The organism is Salinispora oceanensis, assembly GCF_000383575.1.
Taxonomy (GTDB): domain Bacteria; phylum Actinomycetota; class Actinomycetes; order Mycobacteriales; family Micromonosporaceae; genus Micromonospora; species Micromonospora oceanensis.
The window spans coordinates 2,274,035-2,291,067 of sequence record NZ_KB911579.1; the positions used below are offsets into that span (position 1 = coordinate 2,274,035).

15 protein-coding genes are annotated in these 17,033 nt (G+C 68.2%); 9 read left to right on the forward strand and 6 right to left on the reverse strand.

The features are described from left to right. Positions 1–213 precede the first annotated feature (213 nt). Together SALPAC4_RS0110715 and SALPAC4_RS0110720 are read left to right on the forward strand one after the other, a co-directional pair. Complete coding sequence (locus tag SALPAC4_RS0110715) at positions 214–1,071, forward strand: 3-hydroxyacyl-CoA dehydrogenase family protein (RefSeq protein ID WP_018730819.1); 858 nt, start codon at positions 214–216, stop codon at positions 1,069–1,071. After that, positions 1,068–1,811, forward strand: coding sequence for an enoyl-CoA hydratase/isomerase family protein (locus SALPAC4_RS0110720; protein ID WP_019870314.1), 744 nt, complete (start codon positions 1,068–1,070; stop codon positions 1,809–1,811). Before SALPAC4_RS0110715 ends, SALPAC4_RS0110720 begins: the two co-directional genes overlap by 4 nt. 154 nt (positions 1,812–1,965) lie before the next feature. Here SALPAC4_RS0110720 and SALPAC4_RS0110725 read toward each other — a convergent pair whose 3' ends face one another. Both SALPAC4_RS0110725 and SALPAC4_RS0110730 read right to left on the reverse strand, forming a co-directional pair. After that, positions 1,966–3,300, reverse strand: coding sequence for an ABC transporter substrate-binding protein (locus SALPAC4_RS0110725; protein WP_019870315.1), 1,335 nt, complete (start codon positions 3,298–3,300; stop codon positions 1,966–1,968). A gap of 144 nt (positions 3,301–3,444) precedes the next feature. Beyond that, positions 3,445–3,963: an SRPBCC family protein gene (locus SALPAC4_RS0110730; protein WP_027644752.1), complete on the reverse strand. Its 519-nt coding sequence runs from the start codon at positions 3,961–3,963 to the stop codon at positions 3,445–3,447. Positions 3,964–4,189: 226 nt separating this feature from the next. On the opposite strand from SALPAC4_RS0110730, the gene SALPAC4_RS0110735 reads away from it, so the two are divergent. The 3 genes from SALPAC4_RS0110735 (at position 4,190) to SALPAC4_RS0110745 (ending at position 7,147) form a co-directional block, all read left to right on the forward strand. Further along, positions 4,190–4,651 carry a GbsR/MarR family transcriptional regulator gene (locus SALPAC4_RS0110735; protein ID WP_019870317.1) on the forward strand — a complete coding sequence of 154 codons (462 nt, stop codon included), beginning with the start codon at positions 4,190–4,192 and terminating at the stop codon, positions 4,649–4,651. A 1-nt stretch (position 4,652) separates the two neighbouring features. Then, a complete protein-coding gene (locus tag SALPAC4_RS0110740) occupies positions 4,653–5,936 on the forward strand; it encodes a glycosyltransferase (protein WP_027644753.1) in 1,284 nt (427 codons plus the stop codon). Positions 5,937–6,298: 362 nt separating this feature from the next. Next, positions 6,299–7,147: a hypothetical protein gene (locus tag SALPAC4_RS0110745; protein ID WP_019870319.1), complete on the forward strand. Its 849-nt coding sequence runs from the start codon at positions 6,299–6,301 to the stop codon at positions 7,145–7,147. Between the two features lie 249 nt (positions 7,148–7,396). On the opposite strand, the gene SALPAC4_RS0110750 is transcribed toward SALPAC4_RS0110745, so the two are convergent. Then, positions 7,397–8,245 carry a CPBP family intramembrane glutamic endopeptidase gene (locus SALPAC4_RS0110750; protein WP_019870320.1) on the reverse strand — a complete coding sequence of 283 codons (849 nt, stop codon included), beginning with the start codon at positions 8,243–8,245 and terminating at the stop codon, positions 7,397–7,399. Positions 8,246–8,581: 336 nt separating this feature from the next. Between SALPAC4_RS0110750 and SALPAC4_RS0110755 the strand changes: the two genes are divergently transcribed. The 4 genes from SALPAC4_RS0110755 to SALPAC4_RS0110775 all read left to right on the forward strand — a co-directional run bounded on the left by SALPAC4_RS0110755 (position 8,582) and on the right by SALPAC4_RS0110775 (position 13,197). After that, positions 8,582–9,505 (forward strand): cation diffusion facilitator family transporter, encoded by a 924-nt coding sequence (locus SALPAC4_RS0110755; protein WP_018741027.1) that lies wholly within the window; start codon positions 8,582–8,584, stop codon positions 9,503–9,505. A gap of 180 nt (positions 9,506–9,685) precedes the next feature. Continuing rightward, a complete protein-coding gene (locus tag SALPAC4_RS0110765) occupies positions 9,686–11,698 on the forward strand; it encodes a cytochrome c oxidase assembly protein (protein ID WP_020113485.1) in 2,013 nt (670 codons plus the stop codon). Between the two features lie 207 nt (positions 11,699–11,905). Continuing rightward, positions 11,906–12,565 (forward strand): DsbA family protein, encoded by a 660-nt coding sequence (locus SALPAC4_RS0110770; protein ID WP_019870322.1) that lies wholly within the window; start codon positions 11,906–11,908, stop codon positions 12,563–12,565. Then, entirely contained in the window at positions 12,562–13,197 is a 636-nt protein-coding gene (locus SALPAC4_RS0110775) for a vitamin K epoxide reductase family protein (RefSeq protein WP_019870323.1), read from the forward strand. Before SALPAC4_RS0110770 ends, SALPAC4_RS0110775 begins: the two co-directional genes overlap by 4 nt. Before the next feature lie 60 nt (positions 13,198–13,257). On the opposite strand, the gene SALPAC4_RS0110780 is transcribed toward SALPAC4_RS0110775, so the two are convergent. The 3 genes from SALPAC4_RS0110780 to SALPAC4_RS0110790 form a co-directional block, all read right to left on the reverse strand. After that, on the reverse strand, positions 13,258–13,896 hold the full coding sequence (locus SALPAC4_RS0110780) for a methyltransferase domain-containing protein (protein WP_019870324.1): 639 nt from the start codon (positions 13,894–13,896) through the stop codon (positions 13,258–13,260). A 185-nt stretch (positions 13,897–14,081) separates the two neighbouring features. Further along, a complete protein-coding gene (locus SALPAC4_RS0110785) occupies positions 14,082–15,494 on the reverse strand; it encodes an MFS transporter (RefSeq protein ID WP_019870325.1) in 1,413 nt (470 codons plus the stop codon). Continuing rightward, positions 15,491–16,906 carry an MFS transporter gene (locus SALPAC4_RS0110790; protein WP_019870326.1) on the reverse strand — a complete coding sequence of 472 codons (1,416 nt, stop codon included), beginning with the start codon at positions 16,904–16,906 and terminating at the stop codon, positions 15,491–15,493. Before SALPAC4_RS0110790 ends, SALPAC4_RS0110785 begins: the two co-directional genes overlap by 4 nt. Positions 16,907–17,033 lie beyond the last annotated feature (127 nt).

The following is a 17,033-nucleotide window of genomic DNA, read 5'->3' on the forward strand; positions in this document are numbered from 1 at the left end:
CCGGTTGACCGGGCAGTAAGCCGGACCGGCGTGCCGTACACCGCAGAGCCGGTCGTGGAGCTGCCGCAGCGGTGTCCATCCGGGAGCTCGCCTTCCGCCCGGTGCCGGGCCGCCGCGCGCCGCCACCCAACCAATAGGGTCGCGGGGACGAGCGACACGGACAGGCGGGACGGCGTGGGTGATCCCGGGTCGCCGCCGGAGGGAGGAGGCGCCATGGGTGACCGTTGGGTCGTGATCGGGGCCGGCACGATGGGCCTCGGGATCGCGTACGTGGCCGCCGGTGCCGGCTACGACGTGGACCTGGTCGAGGTCGATCAGGTCCGGGGTGAAGCCGCCGCGGTGCGCCTCGGTGAGCTGTGGGACCGGGCCGTTGGCCGCGGCCGGATGACGGTCGAGCAGGCCGACGCCAGCCGGTCCCGGGTGACTGTTCGGGGAGCCCTCACCGAGGTCAGTGCCGGCCCGGAGGTCGTGGTCGAGGCCGTTCCGGAGCGGGCCGACCTGAAGCGCTCTGTGCTACGCGACGCCGAGGACCTGAGCCCCGCGCTGTTGGCCAGCAACACCTCCAGCATCTCGATCGCCGAGCTGGCCGAGGGGCTGACCCGCCCGGACCGCTTCCTCGGCCTGCACTTCTTCAACCCGGTCTGGGCGATGACGTTGCTCGAGGTCGTGGTCGGCCCGGGGACCGCACCGCAGAGCACGGACGCGGCGGTCGCGCTCGCCGCTCGGCTGGGCAAGGATCCGGTCGTCGTACGGGACCTGCCCGGCTTCGCCACCTCCCGGCTTGGGGTGACGCTCGGTCTGGAGGCGATTCGAATGGTCGCCGACAAGGTGGCGGAACCGGCGGACATCGACAAGGCGATGGTGCTTGGCTACCGGCATCCGGTGGGGCCGCTGGAGCTCACCGACCTGGTCGGACTGGATGTGCGGCTCGATATCGCCCGCACTCTGGCGGCCGCGTACGGGGAGCGGTTCGCGCCGCCGCCGCTCTTGGTCGAGATGGTTGCCGCCGGACACCTCGGCAAGAAGTCCGGCCAGGGTTTCTACCGGTGGGAGAACGGGGTACGGGCGTGAGGGGCCTGCGGATCGACGAACAGGCCGACCGGGTGGTGGCGGTGCTGGACCGCCCGGAGAAGCGCAACGCCATCGACGTTGACCTGGTCCACGCGCTCCACGAACTCTGCGCCGAGTTGGAGGCTCGGCCCCGGCTGCTGCTGCTCACCGGGGGCGCTGACGGCATCTTCGCCGGGGGCGCCGACATTGGGCAGCTCCGCGAGCGAGACCGGCTGGATGCCCTCGCCGCGATCAACTCGGCCGTCTTCGCCCGGATCAGGGCGTTGCCGATGCCGACCGTGGTAGCTGTCGACGGGCCGGCCCTGGGCGGCGGCGCCGAGTTGGCGTACGCCGGCGACCTACGGGTGTGCACCTCGCGGGCCGTCTTCGGTCAGCCCGAGGTGCGGCTCGGCATCCTGGCGGGCGCGGGGGCGACGCACCGGCTGCCGGCGCTGATCGGCGAGGCGCGGGCGAAGGAGTTGCTCTTCACCGGCCGGCGGGTGGACGCTGCGGAGGCCCTGCGGATCGGTCTGGTCAACCGGGTGGTCGCCGAGCCCGCCGAGCTGCTGCCGGCGGCGCACGCCCTGCTCGACGAGGTGGCGAAGGGCTCCGCGCTCGCGTTGCGGCTAACCAAGCTGGCCGTGGACGCTCCGGCCGCCGCACACCCGCACCTGGATCTGGTTGGTCAGGCGGTGCTCTTCGAGGACGAGGAGAAGCACCGGCGGATGACCGACTTTCTCGAGCGTCGGCACCGGCCCTGAACCGGGGTGACGTCGGCGGCGGGCGCGGGGCACATAGCTCGCCGAGTGGGTGCGTAGCTGGTTGGGCGGGTGCGTAACTGGCCGCGTGGGGTGCGGAGCCGGTTGGGCGGGGCCGTGCCGTGCTTCGGTGCGGCCCCGCCCAACCGACTGCGGCTCAGTGGTGCAACGGCACCCCTGCGTCGGCGAGGGCCCGGATCAGCCCGGCCGACTCATTGAAGCCGATGATCACAACAGCGTCGGACCCAGCTTCCTTGATCTCGCGGACCATGGACGTGAAGTCGACCGGTGCCGCCTCGGCGCCCTCCGGTGGCTGATAGGTGTTGAGCTTGAGCCGGCCCGCGTCGATGCCAGCCCGTTCCAGCTCGGATCGGACGATCTCCTGGAGCCCCTCGCCATAGGGATCCTGACGGGCCACGATCGCGATCTGCTGCGGGCCATCCCGCAGGATGACGTCAGCCAGTGCCCGGCCCTGCAAGCTGTCTGGCGGAGCGGTCCGGAAGTAGCGGTTCTCGTCGTCCAGGTCGGTGAGGCTCGCTTCGGTGTTCGATGGGGAGAACAGCACCATCCCCGCCTGCATCACGTCGGGTAACACCGCCCGCGAGACGCCGGATGCGCCGGCGCCGATGATGACGTGGACGCCGGCGGCGGCATGGCTGGCCACAGTCGCCTTGGCGACCGCAGGATCAGTGCCGTCATCGCCGTCTATCCAGGTAACCGGGGCGCCAAGGACGCCACCGGCGGCGTTGATCTCCTGGATGGCGAGCGCGGCGCCGGCGGCGAGGGGTGGGTTGGACAGCACGAGGGCGCCGGTCTGCGGTAGCAGGCCCCCCAGCACCAGCGGGCCTTCGTCGTCCTCGTCAGCCGCCCCGCCCCCGGGCGGCGGCGTGTCGCTCGCGTTGGACTCGAAGCCCGCACCGACGAACTCCGTCTTGGCGTCGTTGATCTGCGTGCCGTCGAAGTGCAGGGTGGCGTAGCTGGCGGTGGAGGGCTCGCCGGCGGCAGTGAACCCACCTCGGGTGATCGAGACGCTGCGGTACTCGATGTCCTGCCCGTCCCGGGCCAGCATGAGGCAGGTTACGGCGGTCTCACACCGCTGGCCGCCGTTGGTGATGCCGACGATCTGTGCGGCGATAGCCGCCGGATCGGTGGTACCGGCGAGCTGCGCGGCCAGCGCGCTGATCAGCACCGCGTCGTAGGCCTCCGCGGCGTAGACGAAGCTGGTCAGGTTGGAGTCGACCGACCGCAACCGGTCCTTGAAATCTTCCGGCAGCGGCGTCAGCGGCGTGGTGCCCTTCATCCCGTCAACCAGGCTGGCCTGGTCTCCCAACTCGGTGGGGAACGAGTTGAGCATGGTGCTGTCGGTGCCGTAGAGACGTACCGAGGAAGCGGTGGCCTCGTCGGACTCATCGGCCCCGCAGGCGCTGCTGGCAAGCAGGAACGTCGCACAGGCGGCCAGGGTGGCAGCTCGCGTGGCGCGTGGGATCAGCATCGCAGTCCTTCCTCGGGCGAAGTAACGCTGCGCAGAGTAGCGCGCCGGGCAAGCTCCCCGGGACCCTGGCTGTCGCTATCCGCAGGTAGGCCACCTTGGTTACGCAGCGTGTTGAAACGTGGTGGGTGCGGCCGGGCCAGTGCCTCAGCCGAGGGTGCGCTTCGCGACCACGATCGCGTAGCGGGCGAGGAGTTCGGACCAGCCAGCGGTCAACGCTCGGCGGTAGCCCTCCGCGGCCGGGCCGTGCCGATCGAAGTGTCGGTGTTCCACCTCCACCCGCGTCTGTCCGGACCGGTCGGGCCGGAAGAGTGCCTCGACCTCGCTGGCCCGGGCCGGATCGGGCGCTGGGACGCGGTCCGCCCCGATCTGCCAGGTGAAGACGAGCCGGCGGGGCGGGGTCCAGGTCAGCACCCGGCCCCAGTCGTTGCGGAAGCCGTGCGGGCCGATTTCGTACAACATCCCGTCGGTCCACGGTTCCATCTCCAGCGTGGTCAGTAGGCCGGGGCCGGACCAGGTGTACTCCATGACCCACCAGTCGGCTATCGCGCCGGTGAATACCGCGAATGCCTGCTGCGTCGACGCGGGAACGAGGAGCGAGCTGCGGAGTGAGTGCCATGCGAAATCCTGCTGGACATTGACCGGATCGACCATCCCCTGTCCCATAAGCCCGGACCATACCGGCTGATGCGGGCCGGTGCAGCAATGCGAGGCGCTCGATTCCCGCCGTTAGCTGCACTCACGCAGGATGGTGCATCGTCAATACCTACCTCGGGAATATTTCCGTGGTGGAAATTCTCGTATTTCGCTCTGGCCTGGTTTTCACGCCGGGCCTAATTTCTTGTTTAGAAAGTTCTGAACGTTCGAGACTATTGCGTCAGGAGGGGAGTTTATGGACCCGGAGGCTGCCCGGCGGTACGCCGAGGAGGTCGGCGTCGTCCTGGCTCGGATGGGCACCACCCCCGCCTTCGGCAAGCTGCTGGGCTGGCTGCTCATCTGCGATCCCCCGAAACAGACCAGCGCGCAGTTGTGCGAGGCGATGGGGCTCTCCAAGGCCTCGGTGTCCACCGGAATGCGAGTGCTGGAACAGTCCGGCCTGGTCCGACGGGTGCCGAGCCAGGGCCGGGCACACGCGTACGAGATGCATCCGGATGCCTTCGCCCGTGCCATCGACCCAACCGACAAGATGCGCGTTTTCATCGAACTGATGCAGCGCGGTATCGATCTGGTCGGCGACGCGGCGGCACCTCAGGCCAGCCGGTTACGCCACACCCGTGACTTCTACGCCTTCATGGTCGAGCGCACACCAGCCCTGCTGGAGGAGTTCCGTCGACAAGCACGAAAGGACAGCTAGGATGCGAATCCTTGTGTTGACCGTTGGGTCGCGAGGGGATGTCCAGCCGTACGTGGCCCTCGGCAAAGGTCTCCAATCAGCCGGCCATAACGTCACTCTGGCCACCTGCGCCCGGTTTCGGTCCTTCGTCACCGACCAGGGTCTGGCGTACGGCGAGCTCAGTGACGACATATTGCAGCTGCTGGATTCGGCAGCAGGTCGGGCCGCGATGGAGGACACCACCGGGGCGCTCGGGGCAGTCAGGACCAACATCAGGCTGGCCCGTCAGGCCAATCCGATCAACCGGAGGTTGCTGGCCGATGCCTGGGCGGCGGCCCGGCAGGCCACGCCAGATCTGGTCGTCTACCACCCGAAGGTGCTGGCCGGTCCGCACATCGCGGAGAAGCTCGGAGTGCCGGTAGTACTGGCCCTACCCGTGCCGGTCTCCGTGCCGACCGGTGACTTCCCCCTCGTCGGGCTGCCCGAACTGCCGCTCGGCCGGTGGTACAACCGGCTGACCTATCGGCTGGCCGGCGCCGGATACCGGATGTACGACGGCATGGTGAACACGTTTCGTCGCGACACGCTCGGACTCGCGAAGACCAGCGGTGCCGCGCTGACCACCCGGCTCCCCGACGGGCGGCCGATCCCGGTGCTGCATGGCATCAGTGAGCACGTCCTGCCGCGCCCCGCCGACTGGCCCGGGCACGCGCACCTCACCGGCTACTGGTTCCTCGATGACGCCGCCAGCTGGCAGCCCCCGGCCGCCCTGGTCGACTTCATCGAGGCGGGCGACCCGCCGGTCTATGTCGGCTTCGGCAGTATGGCCGGGCGCGACCCGCGCCGACTCACCCGCCTCGTCGGCGAGGCGCTGCGCCAGGCTGGCGTCCGCGGCATCGTCGCCACCGGCTGGGGTGGCCTGGCGGAGACCGAGCCGTCAGACACCATCTGGCACCTCAACGAGGCCCCACACGACTGGCTCTTCCCGCGGATGTCCGCCGTCGTGCACCACGGTGGGGCCGGCACCACCGCGGCGGCGTTACGCGCTGGCAAGCCCTCGGTGATCTGCCCGTTTCTTCTGGACCAGTTCGTCTGGGGACGGCGGGTTTTCGCGCTCGGCGCGGGCAGTGCGCCGATACCGCAGCGGAAGCTCACCCCGCAACGGCTGGCTACCGCCATCCGTACGGTCACCACCGACACCGACATCCGGGCCACCGCGGTCAAGCTGCGGAGGAGCCTCGCGGCCGAGGATGGCATCGCGAACGCGGTCCTCAGGATCGACGCTCTTCTCCACTCGGCGGGTTAGGGCCACCAGCGGCACCGAGGGCTGCGCCCCGGGCCGCCCCGGGCCTGAGAACGTCCGGGGCTTCCTGGAAAGGACAGCAGAGAGTGACGTCGGAGAGTGCTGCGACGCGTCACTGTCCCCGATCGCAATCAGTGGCACAGCGGACGTACTCTCGCCCCATCCCCGTTCCTACCTGCGAACTCGCGGGGATCGGCACACTACGCAACCCCCGCGGCTGGAGTAGGTTGTCTGATTTGCCGGCTTGGCTAATCTACGAATTCACCATATCCTACCGGTGTAGCACCTGTTGCCTCCGGCCCTGGCGGGTCGGAGGCTGTGTTTGGGCCCTGAGTTTGCAATCCGGAGTAAAGGGAGTCAAAGCGTTGACCGACGAGTCCGGTAAGGCCAACTTCAGCGGAATCTACAACCAGGAGACGCCGAGCGCGTACTACGCTAACCTGCGCCGGTTGAAATACGAGATCCCGCAGCATGGGGCTACCGTATTCAACCAGCTGATCGATGCCCAACCGTGGGGTGACGGCTATCGCCCCACCGTGCTCGACGTGTGCTGTTCCTACGGCATCGTCGGGGTGCTCACCAAGACCGATCTTGAGCTGGACGACGTGTACACGTACTACCAGGGTGCCGGCGACGACGGGCGTACCGTGGATCAGGTGCGCCGCGCCGAGAACGAATTTCTGGGTCAGCGGGCCCGGCCGGACGCTCCGCACGTCATCGGTTTGGATGTCGCCGAGAATGCTACTCGGCACGGGGTGGCGGTCGGTGCGCTCGACGACGCCTTTGTCGAGAATCTGGAGTCGACAACGCCATCGTCAGAATTGGCCAAGAAGATGTCGGAGGTTGACCTCATCACGACCACGGGTGGCATTGGCTATGTCACCGAGCGAACGTTCGAGCGGCTACTCACCTGCACCGAGGATCCGCCCTGGGTCGCCGCGTTCTGTCTTCGGACGTACGACTACGAGCCGATTTCGGACGTGCTCGCGCAGTACGGGCTCGTGACTGAGAAGGCGGATCAGGCTGTTCGGCAGCGGCGGTTTATCGACGATACCGAACGGCAGTGGGCGATGGCGGAGCTGGCGACGCGGGGGGTCGACCCGGCCGACATGGAGAGCGCGGGATACTTGTACGCCGATTTCTACCTCTCCCGGCCGCGAGAAGATGCAACGGAGAAGCCGCTGGCGGATCTGGTGACGATTCCCGCCAACTAGGTGACTCTGTCCCGGCCTCGTCAACACTGCGCCGGAGGCGCTGGGTGAGTCGGTGAGAGCGCCGTCCTTCGAGCTTGTGGGTTGCGGTGACTTCTGCCGCTCGGTTCGACGGCTGCTACGACGTGGGACTGGGGCTTGGGGACTACTGCACTGTACGGGAGCAAAGTCCCCAAGCCTCTCCCAGGTGGATGTGGTGCTGGGACCCGGGCGTTGAGCTTGCCCCGGGTGGTGCCGGTGGCGCCGGCGATGTTACGTCGTGCCCCGCATGAGGCCGAGCAGCATTCCAAACACGATCACCGTTTGGATCGAGTGCGGAATGACCGAGAGCCACATGCTCCGATAACGCTTTACCGGTAGCGACATGATCACTCCGCTGGTCAGCATGATGCCGCCAGCGGTCCAGGGCTGATGCACGTGGTACAGGCCGAATAGGACTCCGTTGGCGAACCAGTCTGCCGACCCGAACACGCCCTGCATCCTGGGTAGGAGGATTCCGCGGAAGAGGAACTCCTCACCGAGGAAGACGTTGAAGATGCTGAGCGTCAGGAACAGCGCAAGAAACCACCAAGCCCCTTTCATCTGTGGGGCGACTTCGGCCGAGAAGAGCGTTTCGGCTTTCTGGAAGGGCAGTGGAGCCGGCCCGGGTAGCAGGTACTGCTGCAGCTTCTCAACCGCCGGCGCCACGTACATCATGTTGAGCACGAACGCGATTCCCAGTGGTGCTAGCAGCCACAGGAGGCGTTTGCGGGGTCGACCGTTCACCGGGTCTCTGGGAACTTGTAGCCACAGCCGACGGACCATGGCGGCGCGACGTATCGACCCCTCCTCGCGCCGGAGTATCAACAATGCCAGTACGAACTGCCAGATCAGGCCGGCCGCGAGCGTGACGGTAGCCAGCACCACGGTGTCGTAGGGGCCGTCTGCGACCGCGGGGGTAATCACCCAATAGCCCAGTCCCATGGGTAGGGTGGCGGCCGCCCAGATTCCCAGGATTTTCGCCAGCGAGTACTGCACCGGCAGGCCGCCCGACGCCGGGGTGGATGAGCTCGGTCGCTGCCCCGGCGGGCCTAGCCGATTCTGCGTGGTGCCACCGCCCATGCCGCTCAGCTCCTCGAAATGTGCTGCGCCTGGCTTCGGGCCTAATTCTGGTGCCGGCTAAAGGCGTCCGTCCATGGCGGTCAGCCCGCCAATCTCGGGCAGGGGCACCCCTACCGTCCGGCTTGGGGTTCTCCCTACCTTTCTGCCGGATTCCACAACGCTTCGGTGGTACGGGGTTCGCTGCTGCGTTAACTCGCAGGTGTTTTAGAGCGTTATGCGAATTATTGTCGGTTTTCGGTCTGCTGGCGTCATTGCTGACAGTGGCCTCACACTTGCATGTATAGCGATGTGAGCATATGTTCGTGGCGGCGCTGATTGGCGAGAAGGGAGAGGCGGATGGGTGCGGGGCACGATCACGGTCAACAAGCGGCGCGGGCCGGTGCGAAGCACCGGGGTCGGCTGTGGGCGGCCTTCGGGCTGCTCCTCACCTTCATGGCGGTGGAGGCGGTCGCAGCGGCGATGACCGGCTCCTTGGCGCTGCTCTCCGATGCCGGCCATATGTTCACCGATGTCCTCGGCATCGGCATGGCCCTGGCCGCGATCACCGCCGCCAGCAGGGCGTCCCGGTCTGGCCAGCGCACGTTCGGGCTCTACCGGATGGAGGTGCTGGCGGCGTTGGCCAACGCGGTCCTGCTGTTCGCGGTGGCCTGCTACGTGGTGGTCGAGGCGGTACGTCGGTTCAGTCAGCCGCCGGAGGTGCTGGCGGGGCCGATGCTGGCGGTGGCGGTGGCGGGCCTGGCGGCCAACATCGTCGCCTTCTTCCTCCTGCGCGCGGGCTCGCGGGAGAGTCTGAATGTGCGGGGCGCCTACCTGGAGGTTCTGGGAGACCTGTTCACCTCCGTCGGCGTGATCGTCGCCGCGGTCGTGATCGCCGTGACCGACTGGTGGTACGCCGACCCGCTGATCGCGGTGGCGGTGGGGCTGTTCATCCTGCCCCGTGCGTACCAGTTGGGTCGCGCCGCGCTGCGGGTGTTGGTGCAGGCCGCGCCGGCACATCTGGACATCTCCGCGGTGCGGGCGGCGCTACTCGCCGTGGACGGGGTAGCCGACGTGCACGACCTGCACGTATGGACGCTAACCTCGGGGATGGACGTTGCTTCGGCGCACCTGGTTCTCGAGCGTGATGCCGATCTTGCCGCAGTGCTGGCCCGGTCCCGGCGGCTGCTGCAGGATCGTTTCGCAATCGAGCACGCCACCCTGCAAGCCGAACCGGCGGAGCCGGCCGACGCGGACGCTGTCTGCCACGGGAGCGGGTGGTGACCTGCGTCGCTCCTGGGAACCAGCGGGCGCAACCGGCCGACTACCTGATGTGCCGTCACCTATCTGGGAGCTGTTCGTGAACCGCCCATCCAGCCCGACTTCCAACCGGGCCGCCGCCTGGCGGGAAGTCGCCGGTCTTCGGCCGGTCCCCCGCCACCCGCGTCGGTTGGCGACCCGGTGATGAGTCTCGCCCCGGTCCGGCGTCAGCCGTTTCTGCTGTCGGCGGGGACGGTGCTGGTGGCGGCCGCCGTCGGGGCGGTGCTGCTGTGGTGGGGTGGTGGTGCGGTCGCGGAGGCCCCGCCCGGGCTGCCGGACCCAGGACCAACCACGGCCTGGTTGCTGCCGGCCTCCCGGCTGGGCATGCAGATCAGCGCGGTCGCCACGGTCGGCCTACTGCTGGCAGCGGTAGCGCTCTCGCCCCGGGACGACGGCGGTCGATTGTCCCCGATCGGCTACCGGCGCATGCGCGCCGCCGCTGGCGCCGCCTCGGTGTGGGCTGTGACGTCCACGGTTGCGGTCTGTTACACCCTGGTCGATCTCTTCGGTCTCCCCGCCGCGCAGGTGTTGTCCTTGCGGGCGGTGCTCAACTTCGCCACCACCGTTTCGTTGGGGCAGTCCCTGGCGCTGAGCGGCGTCCTGGCCCTGACCGCGGCGGTGGTCGCGGCGACCAGCCTGCGGCCCGGCGGCGCGCTGACTGCTCTGCTGCTGGCGCTGGGCGGCCTGGTGCCGCCGGTCTTCACCGGGCACGCCGCGGGCAGCGGAGACCACCAGCTGGCGGTCTCCGGTCTGCTCCTGCACGTGCTGCCCGTCACCCTCTGGGCCGGTGGCCTGCTCGCCCTGGCTGTTACCAGTCGCGGCACGACCGCCGACCTGGCGCGGGCCGTGCGCAGATTTTCCCCGCTCGCCGTTGCCTGCCTGACCGCAGTGGGTCTGTCCGGGCTGCTGTCGGCCGCTGTTCGGCTCCCGAGCGCCGCCGATCTGGTGGGCACCCGCTACGGGCAGGTGCTTCTGATCAAGGCTGCTGCGCTCGTCGCGATCGCCGCCGCGGGCCTGGCGCACCGTCGCCGGGCCCTGCCGGCCCTGGTGGCAGGTCGGCGCGGGCCCTTCCTGCGGGTCGCGGTCGTCGAAACGCTGCTCTTCGCCGCTGCGATCGGTACCTCGGTCGCCCTGTCCCGTACCCCGGCACCCATCGGCGAGGAGACGGAGGACCTCGCCACCGCGCTACTCGGCTTCCCGATGCCGCCGCCGCTGACCATCGGCAACCTCGCCACCGCGTGGCTGCCCGAGCCGCTGATTATGGCGGGCGCGCTGGCCGCCGCCGGGTTCTACACGGCCGGGGTGTGGCGGCTGCGCCGCCGTGGCGATGCCTGGCCCGTCTCCCGTACCGCCATGTGGCTGGTGGGCTGTGCCCTGATCATCGTGGCCACCTCGAGTGGCCTGGCCCGCTACGGGCCGCTGCTGTTCTCGATCCACATGATTCAGCACCTGCTGCTGATGATGATCGCCCCGATTCTGCTCGCGCTCGGCGGTCCCATCACCCTGGCGCTACGCGCCCTGGCCCCGTCAACCGACCCGCGCTGGCCGGGCCCCCGCGAGTGGCTGCAGGTGGCGCTGCACTCGCGGCTCTCGCGTGTTCTCACCAACCCGGTGGTCGCGTTGGTGATCTACGTCGCCAGCCTCTACCTGATGTACTTCACCGGCCTGTACGAGCTGGCACTACGCTCGCACGCCGCGCACCTGGCCATGGTCGGGCACTTCCTCGGCGCCGGCTATCTGTTCTTCTGGGTCGTCATCGGTGTTGATCCCGCGCCGCGCCGCATCCCACATCCGCTGAAGCTGATCCTGGTCCTGATCAGCATGGTGCTGCACGCCTTCCTCGGCGTCACGCTCATGCAGTCCACCACCCTGATCGCGGAGAACTGGTGGATCGCGCTGGACCGCCCCTGGGGCGCTGCCCCCTTGGAGGACCAACGCACCGCCGGCGGTATCGCCTGGTCCTTCGGTGAGTTGCCCACCGTCGTTGTGCTGGGCGCGCTGATGCGCCAGTGGATGAAGGCCGACGAGCGAGAGGCCCGCCGCCGGGACCGGGCCGCTGACCGCGCCGAAGCCGAAGGGCGCGAGGACGCCGAGCTGGCCGCGTACAACCGGATGCTGGCGGAGCTGGCCGACCGCGACCGGCACGTCCGTCGGTGAGTAGGCGGTTGGCCCGCCGCTCTGCGGGCGTCAGCGAGCCGGATCGGGGTCCGGCTGGCCCCGCCGCTCGGTGTGGCCCTGCCTGTTCCGCGCTGAACAGGCGAATCACAGTGATCCGTGGCGGTGCGCCCGGTACCTTTGCGTCCGGCGTTCCGCCTGCCCAGGGCGGTCGCCGCGGGATCGGATAGACCGACAGGAGACGGAGATATGACGAGGAACATCCGGCTGACCCTTGCCGCGGTCGTGGCGTTGATTCTGGTGGCGGTCGTCGTGCTGGCGTTCAACCGCCGCGACGCGATTCCCAGCGCGGAGACGACCGGCGACACGGTCGAACCCGCGGTCCTGGTCCGTGAGGACAGCCACCGACTGACCTCTGCTCCCGACGGCAAGGTAACCCTGGTGGAGTTCCTCGACTTCGAGTGTGGGGCATGCGCGTCGGTGTACCCGAAGGTCAAGGAGATCGTCAGCGACTACGAGGGGCAGATCACCTTCGTGGTGCGGTACTTCCCCATCTCCAGCCACCCCAATGCCGAGCTCGCCGCCCGCACCGCCGAGGCCGCGGCCAACCAGGACCGCTTCGCCGAGATGTACCAGCTGCTCTTCGAGAACCAGGACGACTGGAGTCGCCAGGAGGAGCCGCAGACCGAGGTCTTCCTCGACTACGCCCGTACCCTCGGTCTGGACATCGACAGCTTTCAGCGTGACCTGGACGACCCCGCCACCGCTGCCCGGGTCGCGAAGGACCGCACCGACGGTGAAGCCGTCGGCGTGCGGGGCACCCCCACCTTCTTCCTCAACGGGGAGCCCCTCTCCGACCTGCACAAGGATGATCTGGTCGCCATGATCGACACTGCCCTGGCCGGATGACGACCGCCACCGCCGATCGACCCGTCACCACCTCCGCGGAGCGGCACTTCCTGACTGTCGTCACCGCGTGGGTCCTCACCATCGGCGGTGGTGTCGGTCTCCTCGCCGCCGCCACCCTCACCATCGAGAAAATCAACCTGCTGGCCGACCCCGGGTACCTCCCCACCTGCAGCATCAACCCGGTCCTGTCCTGCGGTTCGGTGATGAGCACTCCGCAGGCCGCGGTGTTCGGATTCCCCAACCCGCTCCTCGGCATCGCGGGGTTCGCCGTGGTAACCACGCTCGGCGTCGTCCTCCTCGCCACCGGAGGCCTCCCGCGGTGGATGTGGCTCGGCCTGCAGGGGGGCGTCACCTTCGGGGTCGTCTTCGTGCACTGGCTCATCTACCAGAGCCTCTATGTGATCGGCGCGCTCTGCCCGTACTGCATGGTGGTCTGGGCGGTCACCATTCCGATCTTCCTCTACACCACGCTGCAGACCCTGCGCGACAACGCGACCGTCCTCCCGCGGGCACTGCGGCGCGCGACGGAACAGGTCGCCCTCTACCACAGCCTGGTCCTCGTCATCTGGTTCGCGTTCATTGTCGCCGCGATCCTGCACCGTTTCTGGGACTACTGGATCACCCTGGTCTGAGGTCGTCGCGGCTCCCAAACCAGGCCCGGTCGCCCCGGAAGCGTCCGGCGTTGCCGCTGTTCAAGGGAGGAACTGGAAGATCCTGCCGGTGGTGGTCAGTGGCTGCGGGGTGCTGGTAAGGCGGTGAACCCCGACCGAGAAGAGCTCTCCTTCCGGCGCGGTGAACTCTCGCTCGGCGAACCCGGCGGCGGACATCCAGGTGCGGATGGCCGGGGTCAGGTCGGGGGGTCGTCGACTCCTGGTCCAGATCACCGTGGCGCCGGCCGCGCAGAGCTGCGGCAGCACGCGGACAGTTGCGCGGATGTCGGCGTCGCTGATGTTGCCCAGGACTCCGGCCATGAGGACGAGGTCGGCGGGCACGGCGTCCCGGTAGGAGGTCAGGTCGCCGGCGTCGGCCTGGCGGACGGTCACCGATTCGAGGTTCGCCGCGGCTGCTCGGGCCTGTGCCGCGGCGACGTTCCGTGGGTCGTACTCGAGCAGCGTGGCGCGGACCCGGTCGGCGTCAAACCGCGACGCCAGGGTGCCCAGTAGGTCATGTCCCTGACCGGCGCACATGCTGACCACGGAGCGGGGTTGATCCGGTTGTTCGTCGAGCCAGGCGGCGATGTGCTGCTGGACCAACCGCAGCCGACGTGCCAGTGCTGATTTCGGATCGGTGTAGGGGTGGTGCCAGTGGTACCAGTCCTTGCCGTCGGCCATGGGGCTGAGCCTGCCAGAATCACACCGCACCGGTGGGGCACAGGACGGCCGACCGTAAACGGGCCACCGGGTGCCAATTGGTGGGAACAGAAGAAACCGGGCTGACCTCGTTGCCGGTTTCAACGAGGTCAGCCCGGCCGTTACTGCGCTCCAGGTCCGTGGTCGGTTGGAGCTGGATGGGACGGTCAGCTGGGCTTGGGTGCTCCCGGGCGCGCGTAGCGTTGCCAGGTGATGACGACGCAGAGGGCAGCGAATGCCAGCCCGACGAGGTAGAACGCGGTCGGGGACATGATCGTCAGGCCGATGCCGAAGAAGAACGGGCCGAAGGCAGCGATCGCCGCGGTCCAACCGATGACCCCACCGGCCTGCCGGCGCTCGAAAATCATCGGCATCTGCTTGAAGGTGGAGGCGTTACCGATCCCGCTGAACAGGAAGATCGCGAGCATTCCCCAGAGGAACCGGTCGAAGCCGGCATCCAGCGCCGCGGCCGAGCTGGTGTCGGGTCGCAGTGCGGTGATGGTGAAGGCGATGGAGACGACGAGGCCGATCCCGGAGATCAGGGTCCACCGGGCGCCGCCGAACTTGTCGGTCAGCGGCGAGAACGCGACGCGGGCCGCGGCACCGACCAGCGGGCCGAGGAAGACGAACTTGACCGGGTCGGGTACGGCGTAGCCGTCCACGAGCAGCTGCGCGGCGGCCCCGCTGCCCTGCACGATGTCCGGGTTGCCGGCACCGTAGAGGTTCTTCATCAGCAGCCCGAACTGGGCGGACAATCCGGCGAAGGTGCCGAAGGTCATGATGTAGAGCAGCGTCATCCACCAGGTGTCAACGTTGCGGAAGATGTCGAACTGCTGCCGGATGTTCGCCTTGACGGGGACCGACCGCAGCATGGTCCAGGCGAGCACGGCACCGACGATGATGAACGGGATGTAGATGTACGCCGCGTTCTGGTACCAGACGTCCCGGGCGGGTTCGCCCGGCGAGGTGGCCATCGGCCGGGAGCTGCCGAGGAAGCCGATCAGCGAGAAGCCGATGACCCACGGGGTCAGCAGCTGAACCAGCGAGACGCCGAAGTTTCCGATTCCGGCCTGGACGCCCAGCGCGGTGCCCTGGAGTCGGCGGGGGAAGAAGTAGGAGGTACTCGGCATGAAGCCGGAGAAGGCCCCGCCACCGATACCGGAGAGGAACGACAGCGACAGCAGCACCCAGTACGGGGTGGACGGGTCCTGAACGAAGATTCCCCAACCCAGCACCGGGAGGAGCAAAAGCACGGTGGTCAGGGTGACCATCTTGCGGGTGCCCATGATCGGCGGCAGCACCATCCAGATCAGGCGCATGAGACCGCCGGCCAGGCCGGGCATGGCGGTGAGCCAGTAGAGCTGGGCGGTGCTGAGGTCGAAGCCGAGGTTCGTCAGCTTCGGGGCGATCGCTGAGGCGAGGAACCACGAGGTGAAGCAGAGGGTCAGCGTGAAGGTGCTGATCCAGAGGGTCCGCCACGCCAAGCCCTTGTCCCAGGAGTCCGCGTCTTCCGGATTCCAAGACTCCAGCCACTCGCGGTTGCCGGCTCGGCCGGCCCGGGAGGAACTCGAGGTGTTCATTCGTGGGCCTCCTTGGGCGCACGGGTCGCTTCCGAAGCGGGAGCGGCCGAGCGGTTCGTGAAGTCGGGCTTCTCGAAGTGGTCAGCGAGCTGGGGTGATTCGCCGTGCAGCATGCGCACGACAGTGAGGTGCATCCAGACCGCACAGATGACGGTGAGGATGAACAGGACCAGGAAGGTGCTCGACGGGAGGCCGGTCCAGGTCTTGGTGTAGGCGAAGAGCGGAGGCAGGAAGAATCCACCGAGGCCACCGAGCATGCCGACCAGACCGCCGACGGCTCCTACCTGGCTGGGGAAGTACTCCGGGATGTGCTTGTACACCGCGGCCTTGCCAACGCCCATGGCGCAGCCGAGCAGGACGACCAGCAGGGTGAAGGGCACGATGCCGAGCTGGTAGGCGAGGTGGGTGGTCTGGCTGCCGTCGGGGTGGTTGACGACGATGTGGCCCGAAGGCATCATCAGAATGCCCGTGCTGAGCAGCATCAGACCGAATGTCCAGTACATCACTCGACGGGCACCCAGGCGATCGGAGAGAGATCCGCCGACCGGCCGGAGCAGCGAGGCGGGGAAGATGTACAGGGCGGTCAGGTAGGCCGCGGTCTGTAGGGACACGTCGTAGTTGTTCATGTAGTAGGTCGGCAGCCACGCGGCGAGCGCCACGTAGGCACCGAACACCGCCACGTAGTACAGGCTGAATCGCCACACCCGCAGCTGCTTGAGCGGCACGAGCTGCGCGCGGAGCGGAGTGCCGTGGCTCGGCACCCGATCCCGACGCGGCGTGAGGAACCAGGTAGCCGCCGCGAGGACGAGCAGCAACACCGCGTAGACGACGGGGACCAGCCGCCAGCCGCCCTCGATGACGCCGAGATAGGTGGCACCGGCGGTACCGGCGATTAGCGGTGGGCCGATGAACTTGGTGACGGAGGCGCCGACGTTGCCGGCGCCGAAGAGGCCCAGCGCGAATCCCTGCTTCTCCCGCGGCTGCCAGGCGGAGTTCCAGGCGATACCCGCGGTGAAGGAGTTACCGGCGAAACCGACCAGGAACGCCAGCACCAACAGCATCGCGTACGAGTCGGCGCGGGATACCAGGAACGAGGCGACCGCGGTCACGAGGAGCGTCGCGGTCATTACCCGGCGTCCGCCGATCCGGTCCGCCACAATCCCGGCGGGGAGCCGCCAGAGCGAGCCGTTGAGCACGGCAGCGGCGATGATCCAGGACAGCTGCACCTCGGAGAGCCCGAACTCCTCGCTGATCGGCTTGCCGAGGATGCCGAACATGAGCCACACCGCGAACATGACGGTGAAGCCGATGGTGGACAGGGTCAGGACCCGGGTACGCCCACGATCGTTGCGGCTGTTCTGCTCGGCCGCCGTTTCCGGCGTCGGGTCGTCTGGAGCGGGTTTGACGTACACGGCAATTCCTCGATCAGCGGTAGACGGAGGTCGGCGCTAGCGTCACTGGCGCGACTGTGTACCCAAGGCTGCTGTCGTTTATCAGCAGCGGGTAGGGACCTTCTTCCCCGTCTGACTGGCTGCAGGT